The organism is Thermus kawarayensis JCM 12314 (assembly GCF_055393575.1).
The window spans coordinates 157,344-176,269 of the sequence record NZ_AP043756.1 but is presented as its reverse complement, the minus strand read 5'-3'; the positions used below and the strand labels follow the sequence as shown (position 1 = coordinate 176,269).

The window sequence follows — 18,926 nt, the reverse complement described above, 5'->3', positions numbered from 1 at the left end:
CCTCAGGGTTTTCACACCTTGGGCTTAGCCTGAAGGCGGAGGTGAGGGAGATGCGGAAACTCCTCGTGGCGGCTTTGGGCCTGGGCCTCACCCTGGCCCAGCAGCTCAGCCCTCAGGGAATCATCGTCAACCCGGTACCCACGGACCTAAAGGTGAGGGTCTGGGTGGACAAGGACCCCGGCAAGTGGGGAGGCGCTGTCTACCAACCGGGTGAGCCCATCTTCATCTACGTGAACGTCAACCGAGACGCCTACGTCTATCTCTTCAACATCAACGCCGATGGCCGCATAGACCCCATCCTGCCCAACGCCTACGAGCGGGACAACTTCCTTCGGGCGGGGGAGACCCGCCGCTTCCCCCCGGAAGGGGCCCGCTACCGCTACACCGTGACCGGACCCGAGGGGGAGGACCGGATCCTGGCCGTGGCCAGCCGGCGCCCCCTCTCCCTGGGGGAGATCCTGGACGTGGAGGGGAACCGGGTGCGGGTCCAGGGGGCGGAGGGCCTGGCCCGGGCCCTCTCCATCGTGATAGAGCCCGTGCCGGATAAGGACTGGGTCACGGACGTGGCCCGGTACTTCGTGGGCCGCGTGGCGCCGCCGGCCGCGGCCACCTTGGTGGTGGACTCCAGGCCCCAAGGGGCGGAGGTCTACCTGGACGGCCGCCTCCAGGGCCGCACCCCCCTGGCCCTTTCCGTGAACCCAGGGCGGCACGAGGTGGAGGTCAGGCTCGCCGGCTACCAACCTTACCGGGCCACGGTGAACCCCAGACCGGGGGAGCGGGTGCAGCTTTTCGCCCAGCTTTCCCCCGAGCCTCGGCAGGGGACCTTAAGCGTGGCCTCCACCCCATCCGGGGCCGAGGTGTACGTGGACGGGCGCTTCCTGGGGCGGGCCCCCCTTAGGGTGAGCCTCGAGGCCGGGCTGCACGAGGTGCGGGTGGTGGCCCCGGGCCACGCCGAGTACCGGGCCCAGGTGGAGGTGCGCCCCGGGGAGAGCGTGCGCCTTTACGTGGAGCTCGTCCCGGTGCGGGCGGTGTTGGAACTTTACCTGAACGTGGAGGCCCGGGTCTTCCTGGACGGGGAGGAGGTGGGGGTGGCCAAGGGGGGTTACCTCCGCCTGGAGGTGCCCTTGGGCGAGCACGAGCTCACCCTGGTGGCCAAGGGCTACCGCACCCTGGTGCAGACGGTGCGGGTGAGCGGAAGCCAGACCCTCCGCTTCACCTTGAGGCCCCTTTAAGGCTCTAGGGGCACCCTGCCCCGGCCGGGGCGGGGTGCCCCTTTCCGGTAGGATGGGTGGGATGGAGGCCATCGTCTTGGCCGGGGGCGAGGAGCCCTGGGCAAGGAAGTACGGGGTGAGGAACAAGGCCCTGGTGCCCTACCGGGGAAGGCCCATGGCGGAATGGGTCCTGGAGGCCCTGGAGGAGGCGGGGCTTGCGGTGATCTACGTGGGGGAGAACCCGGGGCTTTCCCCCCTCCCCGGCTTACCCTCCCCGACCGGGGGAGCCTCCTCGGCAACCTCGAGGCCGCCCTGGACCACGTGGCGGGGAAGGTCCTGGTGGCCACCGCCGACATCCCCCACCTGAGGGCGGAAGCGGTGCGCTTCGTGCTGGAAAACGCCCCGGAGGCGGCCCTGGTCTACCCCATCGTGCCCAAGGAGCGAGTGGAGGCCCGCTTTCCCGGGAACCGCCGCACCTACGCCCGCCTGAGGGAAGGCACCTTCACCGGGGGGAACCTCCTCCTCCTGGACAAGGCCCTCTTTTTCCAGGCCCTGCCCCTGGCCAAGGAGGTGGTGGCCCTCCGGAAGAGGCCCCTGGCCCTGGCCCGGCGCATCGGCTGGGACATCCTCCTGAAGCTCCTCTTGGGGCGGCTTTCCCTAGGGGACCTGGAGGCGCGGGCCAGGCGCCTTTTGGGGGTGGAGGCCAGGGCCCTCCCCACCCCCTACCCCGAGGTGGGGGTGGACGTGGACCGGGAGGAGGACCTGGTAAGCTAAGCCCATGCGCACGGTGAAGGAGCTTCGCCTGGCCGGGCTTTTCGCCTACCTGGCCGCCTTGGTCCTGGGGCTTCTCTTCTCTTTGATGGCCCACTACCTCCTGGGGGGGACGGGGCGGCTGGGGTGGGGCGGGTTTAACTTCTTTGGGCTCCTGGAGGGGCTCGTCTTCCTCCTCGCCTTCTCCTTCGCCCTGGCCGTGGCCAGCCGGGCGGTGCGGGTGCCCTGCCTTACCCTCCTCACCGCCGGGCTTTTCGGGCCCACCCCGGCTTGGCGCCTGGCCCGGCCCCTTCCCCGGACGGGGGCCCTCGAGGCCTACGAGGGCCGCGGGGTGGCCCTTCTGGAACAGGAGGGGAGGCCGGTGGGGGTCCTGGGCCTCGCCGACCACATCCTTCCCCTGGAGGAGGTGCCCAGCGTGGAGGCGGAGGTGGCGGCGAGCGAGCTTTATCCCCTCTTCCTCCGCCAGTCCTTGGTCCTGGTGGTCCGGGGCGAGGAGGTGCTGGGGGCTATCCCTCGGGAGGCCTTTTTCCGGTACCTGGGGGTTTAGCCCGCTAGAGGGCTTGACAAGAGGAGGGGTGCCCTAAAATAGGGGGGAGCGGTGGCTCAGGAGGTGGAAGATGCCGCACGTGATCTGCGAACCCTGCATCGGCGTGAAGGACCAGTCCTGCGTGGAAGTCTGCCCGGTGGAGTGCATCTACGACGGGGGGGACCAGTTCTACATCCACCCCGAGGAGTGCATTGACTGCGGGGCCTGCGTGCCCGCCTGCCCGGTGAACGCCATCTTCCCCGAGGAGGACGTACCCGAGCAGTGGAAGTTCTACATTGAGAAAAACCGCAAGCTGGCGGGCCTGGAGTAGCCCTTCGGGGTGGAGCGGTATCAAAGCTCCCGCACGTACCAGCTAAGGGTTGGCCCCCCGTCCTTCACGTGGCGGAACCCCTGGGACCGGAAGAAGGCCTTGGCCCGGGGGTTGTGGCCGTAGACCACGGCGTAGAGCCGCTCCACCCCCACCAGGTGGTCCAGCAGGTGCCTCAGGGCCCGCTGCCCGAGCCCCTGGCCCTGGTGGTCCTCCCGGATGAGGAGGAGGCTTAGGGTGGCGTCCCTGGCCTCGGGGTAGTGGAGTTTGTAGTCCAGATAGCCCACCGCTTCTTCCTCCAGGAAGAGGAGGAAGGCCCGGCGGCGGGGGTCCTTGGTGAGGGTGTGCAGGTCCTGGAGGACGTCCTCGAGGGTAGGAGGCTCCATGCCGATCAGGGCGAAGTAGCCGGGGCTTTTCAGGAAAAGGCCGTGGAGCACGGGGGCGTCCTCCGGTGAGGCCGGCCTGAGGCTGAGACTGAGGGCCCGCATCCCGGTTATCCTACCCTCCCCTTCCTGAGAAAGGGGTGATGGGAAACCGCCCCGGGGAAACCCGGGGCGGCTTCCAGAGGCCTTTACTTGCGGGCCGGCTCCACCACGGTGACGTTCACCGCCTGGGGGCCCTTGCCGTTCTTGCCCGGCTCCACGTCAAAGGTGACGATGTCGCCCTCGTTCAGGGTGCGGAACCCCTTGGCGTTGATGGCGCTGAAGTGGACAAAAACGTCCGTGTCCCCCTCGCGCTCAATGAAGCCGTAGCCCTTCTCCGCGTTGAACCACTTGACCCGACCCTTCTGCATACCGCTCCTTCTTTTTCCGGGCCTGAAGGCCCGTATCCGGGGCTTGAGGGGTTGCTTTAGACCCAAGGGGCCACCCTAAAGCGACCCGGAATATCTCACTTTACCACGAAAGGGGCTATCTGCGGAAGAGCCCCTTGAGCTTCTCCCAGAAGCCCTCGGGGGCCACCTCCTCGCCCACCTCCTGGGCGTAGGCCCGGAGGAGCTCCTTGGCCTTGGGGGAGAGCTTCTTGGGCACGGAAAGCTCCACCACCACCCGCAGGGCCCCCCGCCCTCCGGGGTAGGGAAGGCCCTCCCCGGGAAGCTCAAAGACCTCTCCGTGGCCCGTGCCCGGGGGGATGTCCAGGGGGATGGGGCCGGAGAGCCCGGGCACCTCCACCCGGGCCCCCAGGGCGGCCTGGGCCAGGCCGAGCTTCAGGCGGTAGACCAGGTGGGGGCCTTCCCGCTCCAGGTGGGGGTGAGGGAGGACGGAAAGCCGCACGTAGAGGTCCCCGGGGCCTCCCGGTCCCAGGTTGCCGTAGCCCGGTACCCGCAGAAGGTGGCCCTCGTCCATGCCCGGGGGAATCCGTACCCGCACCCTTTCCTCCCTAGGTACCCGGCCCCGGCCCCGGCAGACGGGGCAGGCCTCCGCCAGGAGGAAGCCCTGGCCCTTGCAATGGGGGCAGGGGGTGCGGCTCACGAAGGTGCCGAAGAGGCCCCGCTGGTAGGTTTCCACCACCCCCCGGCCCCCGCAGGTGGGGCAGGCCACCCGCTTGCCCCCTTGGCCCTGGCAGGCCTCACAGGGGACCAGGCGGCTATAGGCCACCTCCGCCTCCTTGCCCTGGAGGAGGTCTCGGAGCTCCACCTCCACCTGGACCTCCAGGTCCTCCCCCCGGGGGGCCGGGCGGCCCGGGGAACGGAAGCCGAAGACCTGGGCGAAGAGGTCAAAGAGGTCCTCGGCCTGGAAGCCTCCTTCCCCTAAAAGCCCCCGGTCGTACTGGGCTCGCTTCTCGGGGTCGGAGAGGACGGCGTAGGCCTCGTTGATCTCCTTAAAGCGCTCCTCCGCTGCTTTGTCCCCGGGGTTTTTGTCGGGGTGGTACTGGAGGGCGAGCCTGCGGTAGGCCTTCTTGATCTCCTCCTGGGTGGCTTCCCGGCTTACCCCCAGGATGGCGTAGTAGTCCTTCATCCACCTAGCACTTTACAAGGGGAAGGGGTTTTGCTAAAGTGCCCTTCAATGAGGCTCCTGCGAGCTATCCGCTAGGGGGCCCCTTCCTTCGGGAAGGGCCCCCCGGGTTTGCCCGCGGGGGCCTCGGCTTTTAGGGAGGCTCAGGATGCTCTTGCTCACCCCAGGACCCACCCCCATTCCCGAGCGCGTGCAGAGGGCCCTCCTCCGCCCCATGCGGGGGCACTTGGACCCCGAGGTGCTCAAGGTCAACCGCGCCATCCAGGAACGCTTGCGAAGGCTTTTTGACCCCGGCGAGGGGGCCTTGCTGGCCGTCTTGGCGGGTTCGGGGAGCCTGGGCATGGAAGCGGGGCTCGCCAACCTGGACCGGGGCCCGGTGCTGGTCCTGGTGAACGGGGCCTTCTCCCAACGGGTGGCCGAGATGGCCGCCCTCCACGGCCTCGAGCCCACCGTCCTGGACTTCCCCCCAGGGGAGCCCGTGGACCCGGAGGCGGTGGCCAAGGAGCTTAGAAGGAGGCGCTACCGCATGGTGGCCCTGGTCCACGGGGAGACCTCCACCGGGGTGTTGAACCCTGCGGAGGCCGTGGGGGCCCTGGTCAAGGAGGCCGGGGCCCTGTTCTTTCTGGACGCCGTCACCACCCTGGGCATGCTTCCCTTTTCCATGCGCAGGATGGGGGTGGACTACGCCTTCACCGGAAGCCAGAAGTGCCTTTCCGCCCCTCCGGGACTGGCCCCCATCGCCCTCTCGGCCGAGGGCCGCCGGGCCTTCACCGGGAGGCGGGGCTGGTATCTGGACCTCGCCCGCGTCGCCGAACACTGGGAGCGGGGAGGCTACCACCACACCACCCCGGTGCTCCTTCACTACGCCCTCCTGGAGGCCCTGGACCTGGCCTTGGAGGAGGGCCTCGAGGCCCGGGAACGGCGGGCCCGGGAGGTCTACGCCTGGGTCCTGGAGGCGCTTGAGGACCGGGGCTTCCGGCCCTACCCCAAGGAAAGCCCCCTCCCCACGGTCTTGGTGGTGCGACCCCCGGAAGGGGTGGAGGCGGACCGCCTGGTGAAGGCCCTTTACGCCGAAGGGGTGGCCGTGGCCGGGGGCATCGGCCCCACCCGGGGGCAGGTCCTGCGGCTGGGCCTCATGGGGGAGGGGGCCAGGAAGGAGCTCTACGGGGCCTTCCTCGAGGCCCTGGACCGCGCCCTGGCCCTAGCGTAGGAAGAAGTAGGCGTAGACCAGGGCCAGGACCATGCGGTAGTAGGCGAAGGGGCGGAACCCCAGGCGCTCCACGAAGGCGACCATCCAGCGCACGGTCACCAGGGCGGTCACCAGGGCGGAGGCGAAGCCCAAGAGGAGGAGCTCCCAGCCCCCTTCCGGCACCCCGGGGGCGCTTTTCAGGAGGTCGTACCCCACCGCCGCCAGCATGGTGGGCAGGGCCAGGAGGAAGCTGAACTCCGCCGCCCCCCTGCGCCCCAGGCTCAGGAGGAGCCCTCCCAGGATGGTGGCCCCGCTCCGGCTGGTGCCCGGGAAGAGGGCGGCCAGCCCCTGGAACACCCCGATCCAGGCCACCTTGAGGAGGGGAAGCTCCTTCACGTCCCGGTACCTGGCCCTTTCCGCCAGGCGGTCGGCGAGGAGCAGGACCAGGCCCACGAAGAAGAGGAAGAAGACCACCACCCCGTCCTTTCCCAGGATGACCCCCTTGATGAGGGGATAAAAGAGAAAGCCCAGGAGGGCCGTGGGCAGGAAGGCCACCCCGATGCGCACCCAAAGCTCCCGGTCCACGGCGAAGCGCCTCCCGTAAAGGAGGAGGACCGCCAGAATGGCCCCCAGCTGGATGGCGATGAGAAAGGTCTTGAGGAAGGGGTCGGTCTCCACGGGCAGGCCCAGGAGGTGGAAGAGGAGGGTCAAGTGGCCCGTGGAGGAGACGGGCAGGAACTCCGTGAGGCCCTCCACGATGCCTAGGAGAAGGGCTTCCCAAGCGCTCACGCGGCCCATGCTACCATGGGAGGGTGGAGGTCTCCGTCCTCATCCCCGCCGCCGGCCACGGGGAACGGCTTGGCCTCGGGCCCAAGGCCTTCCTCCGGGTGGGGGGGAGGACCCTTTTGGAGTGGGCCCTGGACGCATTCTCGGAGGCGGCGGAGGTCCTGGTGGCCCTGCCCCCCGGGGTTAGCCCCCCCCGGGGCCTCCGGGCCGCCTTTATGGAGGGGGGAAGGACCCGGCAGGAGTCGGTGGCCCGCCTGCTGGAGGCGGCGAGCCTCTCCCTGGTGCTGGTCCACGACGTGGCCCGGCCCTTCGTGAGCCGGAACCTCGTGGAAAGGGTGCTGAAGGCCGCCCAAGCCCAGGGGGCGGCGGTGCCGGTGCTTCCCGTCCCCGACACCCTCATCCGCCCCGAGGGGGAGGCCTACGGGGCGGTCCTGCCCCGGGAGGCCCTGCGCCTGGTGCAGACGCCCCAGGGCTTCTTTACCGCCCTGTTGCGGGAGGCTCACGCCTACGCCCGTAAGCGGGGGCTTTCCGCCACCGACGACGCCCAGCTGGTGCAGGCCCTGGGCTACCCCGTGTCCCTGGTGGAGGGGGAGAGGACGGCCTTCAAGATCACCTACCCCGAGGACCTGGTCTTGGCGGAGGCCCTGGCCCGAGCATGGAACGGATCGCCCCAGGCAAGGTGAACCTGGGCCTCTCCCTCCTGGGGAGAAGGCCCGACGGCTACCATGAGCTCCACACCCTTTTCGCCGCCCTCTCCTTCGGGGACCGCCTCCACCTGGAGCCCATCCCCGAGGGGATCGCCTTCCGCGGCCGCTACGGCCGAAGGAACCTGGCCTACCGGGCGGCAGAGGCCTACCTGGAGCGGGCGGGCTGGCCGGGAGGGGTGCGCCTCGTCCTGGAGAAGGCCCTTCCCGAAGGGGCGGGCCTGGGCGGGGGCAGTTCCGATGCGGCCCAGGTGCTTTTGGCCCTGAAGGAGCTTTACCCGGCGGAGGTGGACCTCTTCGCCCTCGCCCTCTCCCTGGGGGCGGATGTGCCCTTCTTCCTCCTGGGAGGGGTGGCCGAGGCCCGTGGGGTGGGGGAGCGCCTCAGGCCCCTTTCCCTGCCGCCCGTGCCCGTGGTGGTCTTCGCCCCCGGCCTGCGCCTGCCCACCCCCTTGGTCTACCGGGAGGTGAAGCCCCACGACTTCGCCCCCGAGCTTCCGGTGGAGGCCATCCTCCAGGCCCTGGCCCGAGGGGAGGAGCCGCCCTACTGGAACAGCCTCGAGGGCCCCGCCTTCCGCCTCCACCCCGAGCTGCGGGAGGTCAAGGCGCGGCTAAGGGCCCTGGGGCTGAGGGGCGTCCTCCTTTCCGGCTCGGGAAGCGCCTTCTTCGCCCTGGCCGAGGACGAGGCCCACGCCAGGAGGGCGGTGGAGGCCCTGAGGTACACGGGCTACGCCCGCTGGGGGTTTTTGGGAGGGAACCATGGGGCTTTTGCAGAGGGTGGAGGCCCACTACCACCAAGCCTTGGAGGCGCTTAAGGCCCTTCCTATCCGCTGGGACCGGGAGCGCTTCGCCTTTTGGCTGAAGCAGGACTACCCCTTTGTGGAGGCCCTGTACCGCTACCAGGTGGGCCTCCTCGCCGAGGCCCCCCAGGCCCATCGCTTCCCCCTGGTCCAAGCCCTCTTGGCCACGGTGGAGGAGCTGGACTGGCTTTTGGCCCAAGGGGCGGACCCCAAGGCTCCCGTCCACCCGGTGCGGCGGGAATACGCGGCCCTTCTGGAGGAGATGGCGGGGCTTGCCTACCCCTACCGCCTGGTGCTCTTCTACTTCCTCAACCGCCTCTTCCTCGAGGCCTGGAACGCCCACGTGGGGGGAGATGGCCCCTGGCAGGAGCTTTCCGAGCACTGGGCGGCCCCGGAGTTCCAGGCGGTGCTCTTTGACCTGGAGGTGCTGGCCCAGGGAATGGCCGAGGGGCTGGACCCGGGGGTTTTGGCCCGCTACCTGGAGGGCATTTTGGAGATGGAGCGGAGGACCTGGAGCCTGCTCCTTTGACCCCATGCTGGCTTGCGCCAGAGCGGGGCACTTAGTTCAGCTCTTCCCCCCAGGCCTCCTCAAAGAGGCGCTTGGCCTCTTGCAGGGTGATTTCCAGGGTCTGGGAAACCTCCTCGGCGAGGAGGTGGATGGCCCGCCTCAGGGCCTGCCGGTCCAGGTCGGGCAGGCCCCGCTCCAGCTCCCAGGCCCTTAGCTGCCCGGCCATCTGGGCGATGCGGTAGGGGTTTCCGTCCGCCAGGATCTCGCTGGTCTTACGGTGCCGGGCGGCCCACTGCTTGGGCAGGGGCATCCGCCCGTTCTTGAGGAGGTCCAGAATCACGGGGACCTCCTCGGGGGCTAGGGCTTTGCGCATGCCCACGCTTTGCGGAGCTTCCACGGGGACGTAGGCCTTGGAGCGGGAGCCGGGGAAGTCCACCTGGTAGTAGGCCCGGCTGACGCCGCTCACGCTTCGCTGGGCTATGCCGGCCACCACGCCCACCCCATAAGGGGGCAAGACCACCTTGTCGCCGGGACGGAACTCTTTCACGGCGCGACTCCTTTCCGGAGCACCAAGAGGAGGTGCTCCAAATACGCCTCCACCTCCAGCTGGGGGTTGCACCCCAAGGCCGCCACCACTGCGGCCGTGGCCTTGGGAGAGAGCTCCGGGCGCACGGCCCCCTCCTCCTGGCCGCTTCGCACCAGGGCCTCCAAGAGGTCCAGGTAGTGCTGGTGAAGCCCCTTGAGCCAGGGGGTGGGATCCTCCATGGCCTCCCGGGCCACCGCCGCCCAAAGGCCCCTCCACTCCGCGATCCAGGCCAGGCGCTTCTCCAGGATGCGCTCAAGGCGCACAAAAAAGGGCGCCCGCAGGCGCACCAGTTCCTCCACCTCCCGGTAGAAGGCCCAGGTTCGCTCCTCCACCAGGCTTTTGAGGAGGTCCTTCTTGTCGCGGAAGTAGAGGTAGATGGTCCCTTTCCCCACCTCGGCCTTCCGGGCCACGTCCTCCATCTTCAGGCCGGAAAGCCCACTTTCCCGGAGAACCCCTAGGGTGGCCTCGAGGATGGCCTTTCGCTTTCCCTTAGCTAAGGCCCCCGGGGGGGATACCATCGCGGCCACGACCCCAAGTCTACCACACCGCCCTTTTCCTTTCATGAGGAGGCGGTTACCCTAAGGGTATAGGAGGTCCGCCATGCGGCAGGGTTTCTTCGCCTTGCTCACCGCCGATCCCCTGCGAGGGGCCTTGCGCCCGGTGGAGGCCCGGCTCCTGGAGGAGGCCAGGGGGGAGGCCCTCTTCCTCGTGCCCTATCCCCTTAGGGACTTGGCCGAGGCCTGGCGGCTGGCCTACCGGGACCTGGGCCTTAGGCGGGGCCAGGTCCTTTACTTGAGGCGGCGGGAGGAGGCCTTTGACCCGGAGGTGGCCCAAAGGGTGGCGGCGAGCCCCCTGGTGCTCCTGGCGGCGGAGGGGCTTCCCGAGTTTTTAGACCTCATCCGGGGGAGCCTGGTGCTGCAGGCCCTCTGGGAGGTGCACCGCAAAGGGGGTGGGGTGGTGGCCCTGGGAGAGGCGGCGGGGCTTCTGGGAGAGGCGGCCTTTTACTCCTGGGAAGGGGAGATGCGGGCGGCCTTGGGCCTCGCCCTTCTCCGAGGTCTGGCCCTGCTTCCCAAGGTGGAGGAGCGGGGGCGCTTCCTGGCCCTTTCCCGCCTGGTGGCGGACAACCCCGATCTGGTGGGTCTGGGCCTTCTGGAAAACACCGCCTTGCGCCTCCTAAGGGGCCTGGGGGAGGTCTGGGTCGGCGGGGTGACCTTGGTGGACGCCGAGGGAGCGGAGCACACCGGACGGGGGGTCAAGGGGTTACGGGTGGACGTGCTTTCCGCCGGGGAGCGTTTCCCCCTGCCCGCCTTCTAAGTACCCCGTTGCGGCTTAGGGCGCAACGGGGGCCCCAAAAGGACTTTCCTGGGCCTTTATGCTGCAGAACCAAGGCGCGGGCACCTGGTATCCTGGTCCCATGCCCTCGGGGCGGGTGCACGAGGCCATCAACCTTACGGTGCTGGGCTTGGGAAGCCTGGCCTACCTGGCCTCAGGGGGCTCCCCGGAGAGGCCGGAGGCCCTGGCCTTCGCCCTGGCCTACCTGGCGGGCACCTTCCTCCTTTCCCCGGACCTGGACCTGGCGGAGAAGGAGGTGCGTTCTAGGCGGCGCTGGGGTCTCCTTGGCGTCCTTTGGCGGCCTTATGGCTGGCTCTTCCGCCACCGGGGGCTTTCCCACACCTGGGTGCTAGGCCCCTTGACCCGGCTGGGGTATCTGGTGGGCCTTCTGGGCCTGGTGGGCTTTCTCGCCCAGGGGGTCTTGGGCTTCCTGGGGGCGGAGGTGAGGCTGAGGCCTCCCTCCTTAAGCCTCGAGGCCCTGGGCTTTGGCCTCCTCGGCTACTATCTTTCCCAATGGCTCCACCTGGTGGCGGACGGCATCTGGCCGGACCACGACCTCAAGCGCCTTCGGCGGCCAAGGTGAGAGGGTTTACATACCCTGGTGGGACGGGGTGGAGAATGGGGTTATGGCGAAGCTCAAGGTTTGGGGGCTTGGGCTCCTCCTGGGACTGGCCTTTGCGGTGGGGCTGGGGGAGCGCTTGCCGGACTTCGCCCTTGTGGACCCCGCGGGAAACCTCGTCACCCCCAAGACCATGAAAAAGCCCGCCGTCATCGTTTTCTGGGCCAGCTGGTGCCCCGTGTGCCGGGCGGAGTTTCCCGGGTTGCACAAGGTCGCCGAGGAAACCAAGGTCCCTTTTTACGTCATCAGCCGGGAGCCTAAGGACACCAAGGAAGTGGTCCTGAACTACATGAAAGCCTACCCCCGCTTCATCCCCCTCCTGGCCTCCGACCGGGACAAACCCCACGAGGTGGCCAATCGCTTCAGGGTGACAGGCCAGCCCTGGACCTTCGTGGTGAACGGGGAGGGGGAGGTGGTGGCCCTCTTCGCCGGGAGGGCGGGGCGGGAAGCCCTTTTAGACGCCCTCTTGCTGGCCGGGGCCGAGCTCCCATAGCTCGGCCTTCCGGGCCTCCCCTTGGGGGGTGAGGCGGAGGAGGAACCCGGCCTCCAGGGCCTTAGGGTCCCCCCACTCCACCAGGGTAAGGCGGGCCTCCTCCCCGGCGGCCAGGAGCTGGGGGAGAAGCTCCCCCGGGTTGGGCAAGCGGTAGAGGTCGGCGTGGACCAGGGGGCCTTCCGGGGTGGGATAGGTGTGGATGAGGGTGTAGGTGGGGCTGGTGACCCGGCCTCGGAAGCCCATGGCCTCCGCCAGGAAGCGGACCAGGGTGGTCTTGCCCGCCCCCAGGGGCCCCTCCAGGGCCACCACCGCTCCCCGGGGCAGAAGGGGGAGGACCTCCCGGGCCAGGGCCCGGGTGTCCTCGAGGCTCTGCAAGGCGCGGGCGAGAAGGAGGCGCATAAAAAAAGGCCCCGAAGGGCCCTTTGGTGCCGGGAGCGGGACTTGAACCCGCACGCCCTTGCGGGCACCACCCCCTCAAGATGGCGTGTCTACCAGTTCCACCATCCCGGCAGGCCGCGCCCTAGGCGCAAGCTTCAGTTTAGCAAAAGCCCGCGCCTTGTCAAGGCGATTGTCAAACGGGAGTCCCTGTCCTAAACTCGGGAGGGCGGGCCGGTGTAGCTCAGCGGTAGAGCAACCGCCTCGTAAGCGGTAGGCCGCCGGTTCAAATCCGGCCACCGGCTCCAGGACGCGAAACCCCCGCCGAAGTGAGGCGGGGGGTTGCTTTTGAGCTAAGTGCCCCCGCCTTGGGGCATGGCCTTCGGGCGCCCCTGAGCTCTAATCACTTTCGCCCTCCTCTTTTACCCTCCGCCAGCTCAGCCAGCACTCGATGGCTTGCCAAAAGGAGCCTGGGCCTGTAGACTAAGCAAGTTGAGGGCCCTCAGGGCCAGCCCCTGGTCCTGAGGGCGGTGCCCTGTGTGGGCAAAACGGGGAAGGATCCTTCCCCGGGCGGATCTTGAGAACACGGGGGCAAGTCCAAGAAGAAGGGAGTGGTGGCACTGCCGACGATCAATCAGCTCGTACGAAGGGGCCGCGAGAAGGTCCAGAAGAAGAGCAAGGTTCCGGCCTTGAAGGGTTCCCCCTTCCGCCGGGGGGTGTGCACCGTGGTGCGCACCGTGACCCCCAAGAAGCCCAACTCGGCGCTTCGCAAGGTGGCCAAGGTGCGCCTCACCTCCGGCTACGAGGTCACCGCCTACATCCCCGGCGAGGGGCACAACCTCCAGGAGCACTCCGTGGTCCTCATCCGGGGTGGCCGTGTGAAGGACCTCCCGGGGGTGCGTTACCACATCGTCCGAGGGGTCTACGACACCCAGGGGGTGAAGGACCGCAAGAAGAGCCGCTCCAAGTACGGGACGAAGAAGCCCAAGGAGGCCAAGGGCGCGGCCCCCGCGAAGAAGAAGTAGGTGAGGGTATGCGGAGAAGAAGAGCAGAGGTACGCCAGCTCCACCCCGACCTGGTCTACGGGGACGTGGTGGTGTCGGCCTTCATCAACAAGATCATGCGGGACGGGAAGAAGAACCTCGCCGCCCGCATCTTCTACGATGCCTGCCGCATCATCCAGGAGAAGACCGGCCAGGAGCCCCTCAAGGTCTTCAAACAGGCGGTGGAGAACGTGAAGCCCAGGATGGAGGTCCGCTCCCGTCGCGTGGGTGGGGCCAACTACCAGGTGCCCATGGAGGTTTCCCCCCGCAGGCAGCAGTCTTTGGCCCTCCGCTGGCTGGTGCAGGCGGCCAACGCCCGCTCCGAGCGCGGGGCGGCGATGCGCATCGCCCACGAGCTCATGGACGCCGCGGAGGGCAAGGGCGGGGCGGTCAAGAAGAAAGAGGACGTGGAGCGCATGGCCGAGGCCAACCGCGCCTACGCTCACTACCGGTGGTAAGCCATGGCGGTTAAGGTAGAGTACGACCTAAAAAGGCTCCGCAACATCGGCATCGCCGCCCACATTGACGCCGGCAAGACCACCACCACCGAGCGCATCCTCTACTACACCGGCAAGATTCACAAGATCGGCGAGGTGCATGAGGGTGCGGCCACCATGGACTTCATGGAGCAGGAGAGGGAGCGGGGCATCACCATCACCGCCGCCGTGACCACCTGCTTCTGGAAGGACCACCGCATCAACATCATCGATACCCCGGGCCACGTGGACTTCACCATTGAGGTGGAGCGCTCCATGCGGGTGTTGGACGGGGCCATCGTGGTCTTTGACTCCAGCCAGGGGGTGGAGCCCCAGTCCGAGACCGTCTGGCGCCAGGCGGAGAAGTACAAGGTTCCCCGCATCGCCTTCGCCAACAAGATGGACAAGACCGGGGCGGACCTTTGGCTGGTGATCCGCACCATGCAGGAGCGCCTGGGGGCCAGGCCCGTGGTGATGCAACTCCCCATCGGCCGGGAGGATACCTTCTCGGGGATCATAGATGTCCTCCGGATGAAGGCCTATACCTACGGCAACGACCTGGGCACGGACATCCGGGAGATCCCCATCCCCGAGGAGTACCAGGAGCAGGCCCGGGAGTACCACGAGAAGCTCATTGAGGCGGCCGCCGATTTTGACGAGAACGTAATGCTCAAATACCTCGAGGGCGAGGAGCCCACCGAGGAAGAGCTGGTGGCCGCCATCCGCAAGGGCACCATCGGCATCCAGATCACCCCTGTGTTCCTGGGATCTGCTCTCAAAAATAAGGGGGTTCAGCTCCTCCTGGACGCCGTGGTGGACTACCTGCCCTCCCCCCTGGACATCCCCCCCATCCGCGGCACCACCCCCGAAGGGGAAACGGTGGAGATCCACCCCGACCCCGAAGGTCCCTTGGCGGCCCTGGCCTTCAAGATCATGGCCGACCCCTACGTGGGCCGCCTGACCTTCATCCGCGTCTACTCCGGGACCATCACCTCGGGGTCCTACGTCTACAACACCACCAAGGGCCGCAAGGAGCGGGTGGCCCGGCTTCTCCGCATGCACGCCAACCACCGCGAGGAGGTGGAGGAGCTTAGGGCGGGCGATCTTGGGGCGGTAGTGGGCCTTAAGGAAACCATCACCGGGGACACCCTGGTGGGCGAGGATGCGCCCCGGGTGATCCTCGAGTCCATTGAGGTGCCCGAGCCCGTCATTGACGTGGCCATTGAGCCCAAGACCAAGGCCGACCAGGACAAGCTCTCCCAGGCCCTCTCCCGCCTGGCGGAGGAGGACCCCACCTTCCGCGTCTCCACCCACCCCGAGACCGGCCAGACCATCATCAGTGGGATGGGCGAACTCCACCTGGAGATCATCGTGGACCGGCTGAAGCGGGAGTTCAAGGTGGACGCCAACGTGGGCAAGCCCCAGGTGGCCTACCGGGAGACCATCACTAAGCCGGTGGACGTGGAGGGCAAGTTCATCCGCCAGACCGGCGGCCGCGGCCAGTACGGCCACGTGAAGATCAAGGCCGAGCCCCTGCCCCGCGGCTCGGGCTTTGAGTTCGTGAACGCCATCGTGGGCGGGGTGATCCCCAAGGAGTACATCCCCGCGGTGCAGAAGGGCATTGAGGAGGCCATGCAGTCCGGGCCCCTTATCGGCTTCCCCGTGGTGGACGTGAAGGTCACCCTCTACGACGGCTCCTACCACGAGGTGGACTCCTCGGAGATGGCCTTCAAGATCGCCGGCTCCATGGCCATCAAGGAGGCGGTGCAGAAGGGGGACCCGGTCATCCTCGAGCCCATCATGCGGGTGGAGGTCACCACCCCCGAGGAGTACATGGGCGACGTCATCGGCGACCTGAACGCCCGCCGGGGCCAGATCCTGGGCATGGAGCCCCGGGGCAACGCCCAGGTGATCCGGGCCTTTGTGCCCCTGGCGGAGATGTTCGGTTACGCCACCGACCTGCGCTCCAAGACCCAGGGACGGGGCTCCTTCGTCATGTTCTTTGACCACTACCAGGAGGTCCCCAAGCAGGTGCAGGAGAAGCTCATCAAGGGCCAGTAGATCCTTTGCGGGTGGGCCCTCTGGGCCCGCCCCTTGCTTGAAAGGAGAGCGAAGATGGCCAAGGGCGAGTTTATTCGGACGAAGCCTCACGTGAACGTGGGGACGATTGGGCACGTGGACCACGGGAAGACGACGCTGACTGCGGCCTTGACCTTTGTGGCGGCGGCGGAGAACCCGAACGTGGAGGTGAAGGACTACGGGGAGATTGACAAGGCCCCGGAGGAGCGGGCGCGGGGGATCACCATCAACACGGCGCACGTGGAGTACGAGACGGCGAAGCGGCACTACTCCCACGTGGACTGCCCTGGGCACGCGGACTACATCAAGAACATGATCACGGGTGCGGCGCAGATGGACGGGGCCATTTTGGTGGTGTCGGCGGCGGACGGTCCCATGCCGCAGACCCGGGAGCACATCCTTTTGGCCCGGCAGGTGGGGGTGCCGTACATCGTGGTGTTCATGAACAAGGTGGACATGGTGGACGACCCGGAGCTTTTGGACCTGGTGGAGATGGAGGTGCGGGACCTCCTGAACCAGTACGAGTTTCCTGGGGACGAGGTGCCGGTGATTCGGGGGAGCGCTCTTTTGGCGCTGGAGGAGATGCACAAGAACCCGAAGACCCGGCGTGGGGAGAACGAGTGGGTGGACAAGATTTGGGAGCTTTTGGACGCCATTGACGAGTACATTCCCACGCCGGTGCGGGACGTGGACAAGCCGTTCTTGATGCCGGTGGAGGACGTGTTCACCATTACCGGGCGCGGGACGGTGGCCACGGGGCGGATTGAGCGGGGGAAGGTGAAGGTGGGGGACGAGGTGGAGATTGTGGGCCTGGCTCCGGAGACGCGGAAGACGGTGGTCACCGGGGTGGAGATGCACCGGAAGACCCTGCAGGAGGGGATAGCTGGGGACAACGTGGGGGTGCTCTTGCGGGGTGTGGGCCGGGACGAGGTGGAGCGGGGGCAGGTGTTGGCGAAGCCCGGGAGCATTACGCCGCACACCAAGTTTGAGGCCTCGGTGTACGTTTTGAAGAAGGAGGAGGGGGGCCGGCACACGGGGTTTTTCACGGGGTACCGGCCGCAGTTTTACTTTCGGACCACGGACGTGACGGGGGTGGTGGAGCTGCCCCAGGGGGTGGAGATGGTGATGCCTGGGGACAACGTGACCTTCACGGTGGAGCTCATCAAGCCGGTGGCCTTGGAGGAGGGCCTCCGCTTCGCCATCCGGGAAGGCGGCCGCACCGTGGGCGCAGGCGTGGTCACCAAGATCCTGGAGTGAGGTGAGGCATGCCCAAGATCCGCATCAAGCTACGGGGCTTTGACCACAAGACCTTGGACGCCTCGGCCCAGAGGATCGTGGAGGCCGCCCGGCGTTCCGGGGCCCAGGTGTCAGGGCCCGTGCCCTTGCCTACGCGGGTGCGGCGGTTCACCGTGATCCGGGGGCCTTTCAAGCACAAGGACTCCCGGGAGCACTTTGAACTCCGTACCCACCACCGCCTGGTGGACATCCTCAACCCCAACCGCAAGACCATAGAGAACCTCATGTCCTTGGACCTGCCCACCGGCGTGGAGATCGAGATCAAGACCGTGGGAGGTGGCAAGTGAAGGGCATCCTGGGCGTGAAGGTGGGCATGACCCGGATCTACAAAGAGGACCGGGCCATCCCCGTTACCGTCATCCTGGCGGGGCCCTGTCCCGTGGTGCAGCGCCGTACCCCGGAGAAGGACGGCTACTTGGCGGTGCAGCTGGGGTTCCTTCCCCAGAAGCCCAAGCGGGTCAATCGGCCCATGAAGGGGCATTTCGCCAAGGCCGGGGTCCAGCCCGTGCGCATCCTTAAGGAGATCCGCGGCTTTAATCCCGAGGCCGATGTGGTCACCGTGGAGATCTTCCAGCCCGGGGAGCGGGTGGACGTGACCGGCACCTCCAAGGGGCGGGGCACGGCGGGGGTCATGAAGCGTTGGAACTTCGCCGGTGGTCCCGACTCCCACGGGGCCCACAAGATCCATCGGCACCCGGGCTCCATCGGCAACCGCAAGACCCCAGGCCGCGTCTACAAGGGCAAGAAGATGGCGGGCCGCTACGGGGCCGAGCGGGTTACGGTGCAAAACCTCGAGGTGGTGGACGTCCTCCCCGAGGAGAACCTCCTCTTGGTGAAAGGCGCCGTCCCCGGGCCCAACGGGGGCCTCTTGCTGGTGCGGGAGGCCAAGAAGGTGGCCAAGTGAAGGAGGGTATGGCTGTGTACCAGATACCTGTGCTTTCCTCTGCCGGCAAGCGGGAGCTTGCGGCCGACCTGCCCCAGGAGGTGAACCCCCACCTCCTCTGGGAGGTGGTGCGCTGGCAGCTGGCCAAGCGCCGCCGGGGCACCGCCAGCACCAAGACCCGGGGCGAGGTGGCCTACTCCAGCCGCAAGATCTACCCTCAGAAGCACACCGGGCGGGCCCGCCACGGGGACATCGGGGCCCCCATCTTCGTGGGGGGTGGGACCGCCTTCGGGCCCAAGCCTCGGGACTACAGCTACACCCTTCCCAAGAAGGTGCGGAAGGCGGGCCTGGCCATGGCCGTGGCCGACCGGGCCAAGGAGGGGAAGCTCCTTTTAGTGGAGGACTTCGCCGGGGTGAACGGCAAGACCAAGGAGTTCTTGGCCTGGGCCAAGGCCGCGGGGCTGGACGGCTCCGAAAGCGTCCTTCTGGTGGCGGAAAGCGAGCTGGTGCGCCGCGCTGCCCGCAACCTTCCCTGGGTGGTCGCCCTGGCCCCCCAGGGGCTTAACGTCTACGACATCCTGCGCACCCAGCGCCTGGTGATGGACCTGAAGGCTTGGGAAGCGTTCCAGGAGCGCCTGGGAGGTAAGCGATGAAGACCGCCTACGACGTGATCCTGGCCCCGGTGCTTTCCGAGAAGGCCTACGCGGGCTTCGCCCAGGGCAAGTACACCTTCTGGGTACACCCTAAGGCCACCAAGACCGAGATCAAGCAGGCGGTGGAGGAGGCCTTCAAGGTGAAGGTGGTGGGGGTGAACACCCTCCACGTGCGGGGCAAGAAGAAGCGCCTGGGCCGCTACCTGGGCAAGCGCCCCGGCCGCAAAAAGGCCATCGTGCAGGTGGCCTCCGGGCAGAGGATTGAGGCCCTGGAGGGCCTCATCTAGACCCCGCCGGGAAAGGGAGCCCGGCCCTGATC

Annotated in this window: 25 protein-coding genes, 2 tRNA genes and 1 pseudogene; 20 read left to right on the top strand and 8 right to left on the bottom strand. The window is 67.7% G+C overall.

The annotated features are described in order from the left end of the window. Positions 1-50: 50 nt before the first annotated feature. The 4 genes and pseudogenes from ACZ5RK_RS01310 to ACZ5RK_RS01295 all read left to right on the top strand — a co-directional run bounded on the left by ACZ5RK_RS01310 (position 51) and on the right by ACZ5RK_RS01295 (position 2,839). On the top strand, positions 51-1,232 hold the full coding sequence (locus tag ACZ5RK_RS01310; RefSeq protein ID WP_054647402.1) for a PEGA domain-containing protein: 1,182 nt from the start codon (positions 51-53) through the stop codon (positions 1,230-1,232). Between the two features lie 61 nt (positions 1,233-1,293). Next, a pseudogene (locus tag ACZ5RK_RS01305) lies at positions 1,294-1,985 on the top strand (NTP transferase domain-containing protein). A gap of 4 nt (positions 1,986-1,989) precedes the next feature. Beyond that, positions 1,990-2,529: a hypothetical protein gene (locus tag ACZ5RK_RS01300; protein WP_464909371.1), complete on the top strand. Its 540-nt coding sequence runs from the start codon at positions 1,990-1,992 to the stop codon at positions 2,527-2,529. 70 nt (positions 2,530-2,599) lie between these two features. Beyond that, positions 2,600-2,839, top strand: coding sequence for a ferredoxin (locus ACZ5RK_RS01295; RefSeq protein WP_054647405.1), 240 nt, complete (start codon positions 2,600-2,602; stop codon positions 2,837-2,839). A 20-nt stretch (positions 2,840-2,859) separates the two neighbouring features. Here the strand turns inward: ACZ5RK_RS01295 and ACZ5RK_RS01290 are convergent, their stop codons facing one another. The 3 genes from ACZ5RK_RS01290 to ACZ5RK_RS01280 form a co-directional block, all read right to left on the bottom strand. Next, a complete protein-coding gene (locus ACZ5RK_RS01290) occupies positions 2,860-3,324 on the bottom strand; it encodes a GNAT family N-acetyltransferase (RefSeq protein ID WP_054647404.1) in 465 nt (154 codons plus the stop codon). An 83-nt stretch (positions 3,325-3,407) separates the two neighbouring features. Continuing rightward, complete coding sequence (locus ACZ5RK_RS01285; RefSeq protein WP_038064636.1) at positions 3,408-3,629, bottom strand: cold-shock protein; 222 nt, start codon at positions 3,627-3,629, stop codon at positions 3,408-3,410. A 115-nt stretch (positions 3,630-3,744) separates the two neighbouring features. After that, entirely contained in the window at positions 3,745-4,791 is a 1,047-nt protein-coding gene (locus ACZ5RK_RS01280) for a DnaJ C-terminal domain-containing protein (RefSeq protein ID WP_464909370.1), read from the bottom strand. Between the two features lie 145 nt (positions 4,792-4,936). Here ACZ5RK_RS01280 and ACZ5RK_RS01275 point away from each other — a divergent pair, with 145 nt between their 5' ends. Then, a complete protein-coding gene (locus tag ACZ5RK_RS01275) occupies positions 4,937-5,998 on the top strand; it encodes an aminotransferase class V-fold PLP-dependent enzyme (RefSeq protein ID WP_464909369.1) in 1,062 nt (353 codons plus the stop codon). Here ACZ5RK_RS01275 and ACZ5RK_RS01270 read toward each other — a convergent pair. Further along, a complete protein-coding gene (locus tag ACZ5RK_RS01270; RefSeq protein ID WP_464909368.1) occupies positions 5,990-6,775 on the bottom strand; it encodes an undecaprenyl-diphosphate phosphatase in 786 nt (261 codons plus the stop codon). The two genes, ACZ5RK_RS01275 and ACZ5RK_RS01270, sit on opposite strands and share 9 nt — an antisense overlap. Positions 6,776-6,789: 14 nt before the next feature. On the opposite strand from ACZ5RK_RS01270, the gene ispD reads away from it, so the two are divergent. From ispD to ACZ5RK_RS01255, 3 genes are read left to right on the top strand one after another with little or no spacing between them, the layout of a single operon-like run. After that, positions 6,790-7,446 (top strand): 2-C-methyl-D-erythritol 4-phosphate cytidylyltransferase, encoded by a 657-nt coding sequence (ispD, locus tag ACZ5RK_RS01265; protein WP_464909367.1) that lies wholly within the window; start codon positions 6,790-6,792, stop codon positions 7,444-7,446. Beyond that, complete coding sequence (gene ispE / locus ACZ5RK_RS01260) at positions 7,419-8,279, top strand: 4-(cytidine 5'-diphospho)-2-C-methyl-D-erythritol kinase (protein WP_464909366.1); 861 nt, start codon at positions 7,419-7,421, stop codon at positions 8,277-8,279. Before ispD ends, ispE begins: the two co-directional genes overlap by 28 nt. After that, positions 8,224-8,793: a hypothetical protein gene (locus ACZ5RK_RS01255; protein WP_464909365.1), complete on the top strand. Its 570-nt coding sequence runs from the start codon at positions 8,224-8,226 to the stop codon at positions 8,791-8,793. Before ispE ends, ACZ5RK_RS01255 begins: the two co-directional genes overlap by 56 nt. A gap of 31 nt (positions 8,794-8,824) precedes the next feature. On the opposite strand, the gene ACZ5RK_RS01250 is transcribed toward ACZ5RK_RS01255, so the two are convergent. Both ACZ5RK_RS01250 and ACZ5RK_RS01245 read right to left on the bottom strand, forming a co-directional pair. After that, the gene (locus ACZ5RK_RS01250) at positions 8,825-9,319 is read right to left on the bottom strand and encodes a CarD family transcriptional regulator (protein ID WP_054637984.1); all 495 of its coding nucleotides are present in this window, start codon (positions 9,317-9,319) and stop codon (positions 8,825-8,827) included. Beyond that, positions 9,316-9,876: a TetR/AcrR family transcriptional regulator gene (locus ACZ5RK_RS01245; RefSeq protein WP_464910096.1), complete on the bottom strand. Its 561-nt coding sequence runs from the start codon at positions 9,874-9,876 to the stop codon at positions 9,316-9,318. The genes ACZ5RK_RS01250 and ACZ5RK_RS01245 overlap by 4 nt, the downstream gene beginning before the upstream one ends. Positions 9,877-9,958: 82 nt before the next feature. Between ACZ5RK_RS01245 and ACZ5RK_RS01240 the strand changes: the two genes are divergently transcribed. The 3 genes from ACZ5RK_RS01240 to ACZ5RK_RS01230 all read left to right on the top strand — a co-directional run bounded on the left by ACZ5RK_RS01240 (position 9,959) and on the right by ACZ5RK_RS01230 (position 11,802). Further along, positions 9,959-10,672, top strand: a complete 714-nt coding sequence (locus tag ACZ5RK_RS01240) for a hypothetical protein (RefSeq protein WP_054647264.1) — start codon at positions 9,959-9,961, stop codon at positions 10,670-10,672. A gap of 100 nt (positions 10,673-10,772) precedes the next feature. Beyond that, complete coding sequence (locus tag ACZ5RK_RS01235; RefSeq protein ID WP_464909364.1) at positions 10,773-11,273, top strand: metal-binding protein; 501 nt, start codon at positions 10,773-10,775, stop codon at positions 11,271-11,273. A gap of 43 nt (positions 11,274-11,316) precedes the next feature. After that, positions 11,317-11,802, top strand: coding sequence for a TlpA family protein disulfide reductase (locus ACZ5RK_RS01230; protein WP_464909363.1), 486 nt, complete (start codon positions 11,317-11,319; stop codon positions 11,800-11,802). Here the strand turns inward: ACZ5RK_RS01230 and tsaE are convergent. Together tsaE and ACZ5RK_RS01220 are read right to left on the bottom strand one after the other, a co-directional pair. Continuing rightward, entirely contained in the window at positions 11,764-12,201 is a 438-nt protein-coding gene (gene tsaE / locus ACZ5RK_RS01225) for a tRNA (adenosine(37)-N6)-threonylcarbamoyltransferase complex ATPase subunit type 1 TsaE (protein WP_464909362.1), read from the bottom strand. The two genes, ACZ5RK_RS01230 and tsaE, sit on opposite strands and share 39 nt — an antisense overlap. Before the next feature lie 24 nt (positions 12,202-12,225). Beyond that, a tRNA-Leu gene (locus ACZ5RK_RS01220) sits at positions 12,226-12,312 on the bottom strand. A 98-nt stretch (positions 12,313-12,410) separates the two neighbouring features. Here ACZ5RK_RS01220 and ACZ5RK_RS01215 point away from each other — a divergent pair. The 9 genes from ACZ5RK_RS01215 to ACZ5RK_RS01175 all read left to right on the top strand — a co-directional run bounded on the left by ACZ5RK_RS01215 (position 12,411) and on the right by ACZ5RK_RS01175 (position 18,894). After that, positions 12,411-12,485: transfer RNA gene (locus ACZ5RK_RS01215), tRNA-Thr, on the top strand. A gap of 303 nt (positions 12,486-12,788) precedes the next feature. Next, on the top strand, positions 12,789-13,202 hold the full coding sequence (rpsL, locus tag ACZ5RK_RS01210) for a 30S ribosomal protein S12 (RefSeq protein WP_428715442.1): 414 nt from the start codon (positions 12,789-12,791) through the stop codon (positions 13,200-13,202). An 8-nt stretch (positions 13,203-13,210) separates the two neighbouring features. Further along, on the top strand, positions 13,211-13,678 hold the full coding sequence (gene rpsG, locus ACZ5RK_RS01205) for a 30S ribosomal protein S7 (protein ID WP_054647261.1): 468 nt from the start codon (positions 13,211-13,213) through the stop codon (positions 13,676-13,678). 3 nt (positions 13,679-13,681) lie between these two features. Beyond that, positions 13,682-15,757: an elongation factor G gene (gene fusA / locus ACZ5RK_RS01200; protein ID WP_464909361.1), complete on the top strand. Its 2,076-nt coding sequence runs from the start codon at positions 13,682-13,684 to the stop codon at positions 15,755-15,757. A 54-nt stretch (positions 15,758-15,811) separates the two neighbouring features. Then, entirely contained in the window at positions 15,812-17,032 is a 1,221-nt protein-coding gene (tuf, locus tag ACZ5RK_RS01195) for an elongation factor Tu (RefSeq protein WP_464909360.1), read from the top strand. Positions 17,033-17,040: 8 nt separating this feature from the next. After that, positions 17,041-17,358: a 30S ribosomal protein S10 gene (gene rpsJ / locus ACZ5RK_RS01190; protein WP_054647667.1), complete on the top strand. Its 318-nt coding sequence runs from the start codon at positions 17,041-17,043 to the stop codon at positions 17,356-17,358. Continuing rightward, positions 17,355-17,975, top strand: coding sequence for a 50S ribosomal protein L3 (gene rplC, locus ACZ5RK_RS01185; protein ID WP_347242104.1), 621 nt, complete (start codon positions 17,355-17,357; stop codon positions 17,973-17,975). The genes rpsJ and rplC overlap by 4 nt, the downstream gene beginning before the upstream one ends. A gap of 8 nt (positions 17,976-17,983) precedes the next feature. Next, on the top strand, positions 17,984-18,607 hold the full coding sequence (rplD, locus tag ACZ5RK_RS01180; protein ID WP_054647668.1) for a 50S ribosomal protein L4: 624 nt from the start codon (positions 17,984-17,986) through the stop codon (positions 18,605-18,607). Then, positions 18,604-18,894 (top strand): 50S ribosomal protein L23, encoded by a 291-nt coding sequence (locus ACZ5RK_RS01175; protein ID WP_054647669.1) that lies wholly within the window; start codon positions 18,604-18,606, stop codon positions 18,892-18,894. The genes rplD and ACZ5RK_RS01175 overlap by 4 nt, the downstream gene beginning before the upstream one ends. Positions 18,895-18,926: the final 32 nt, after the last annotated feature.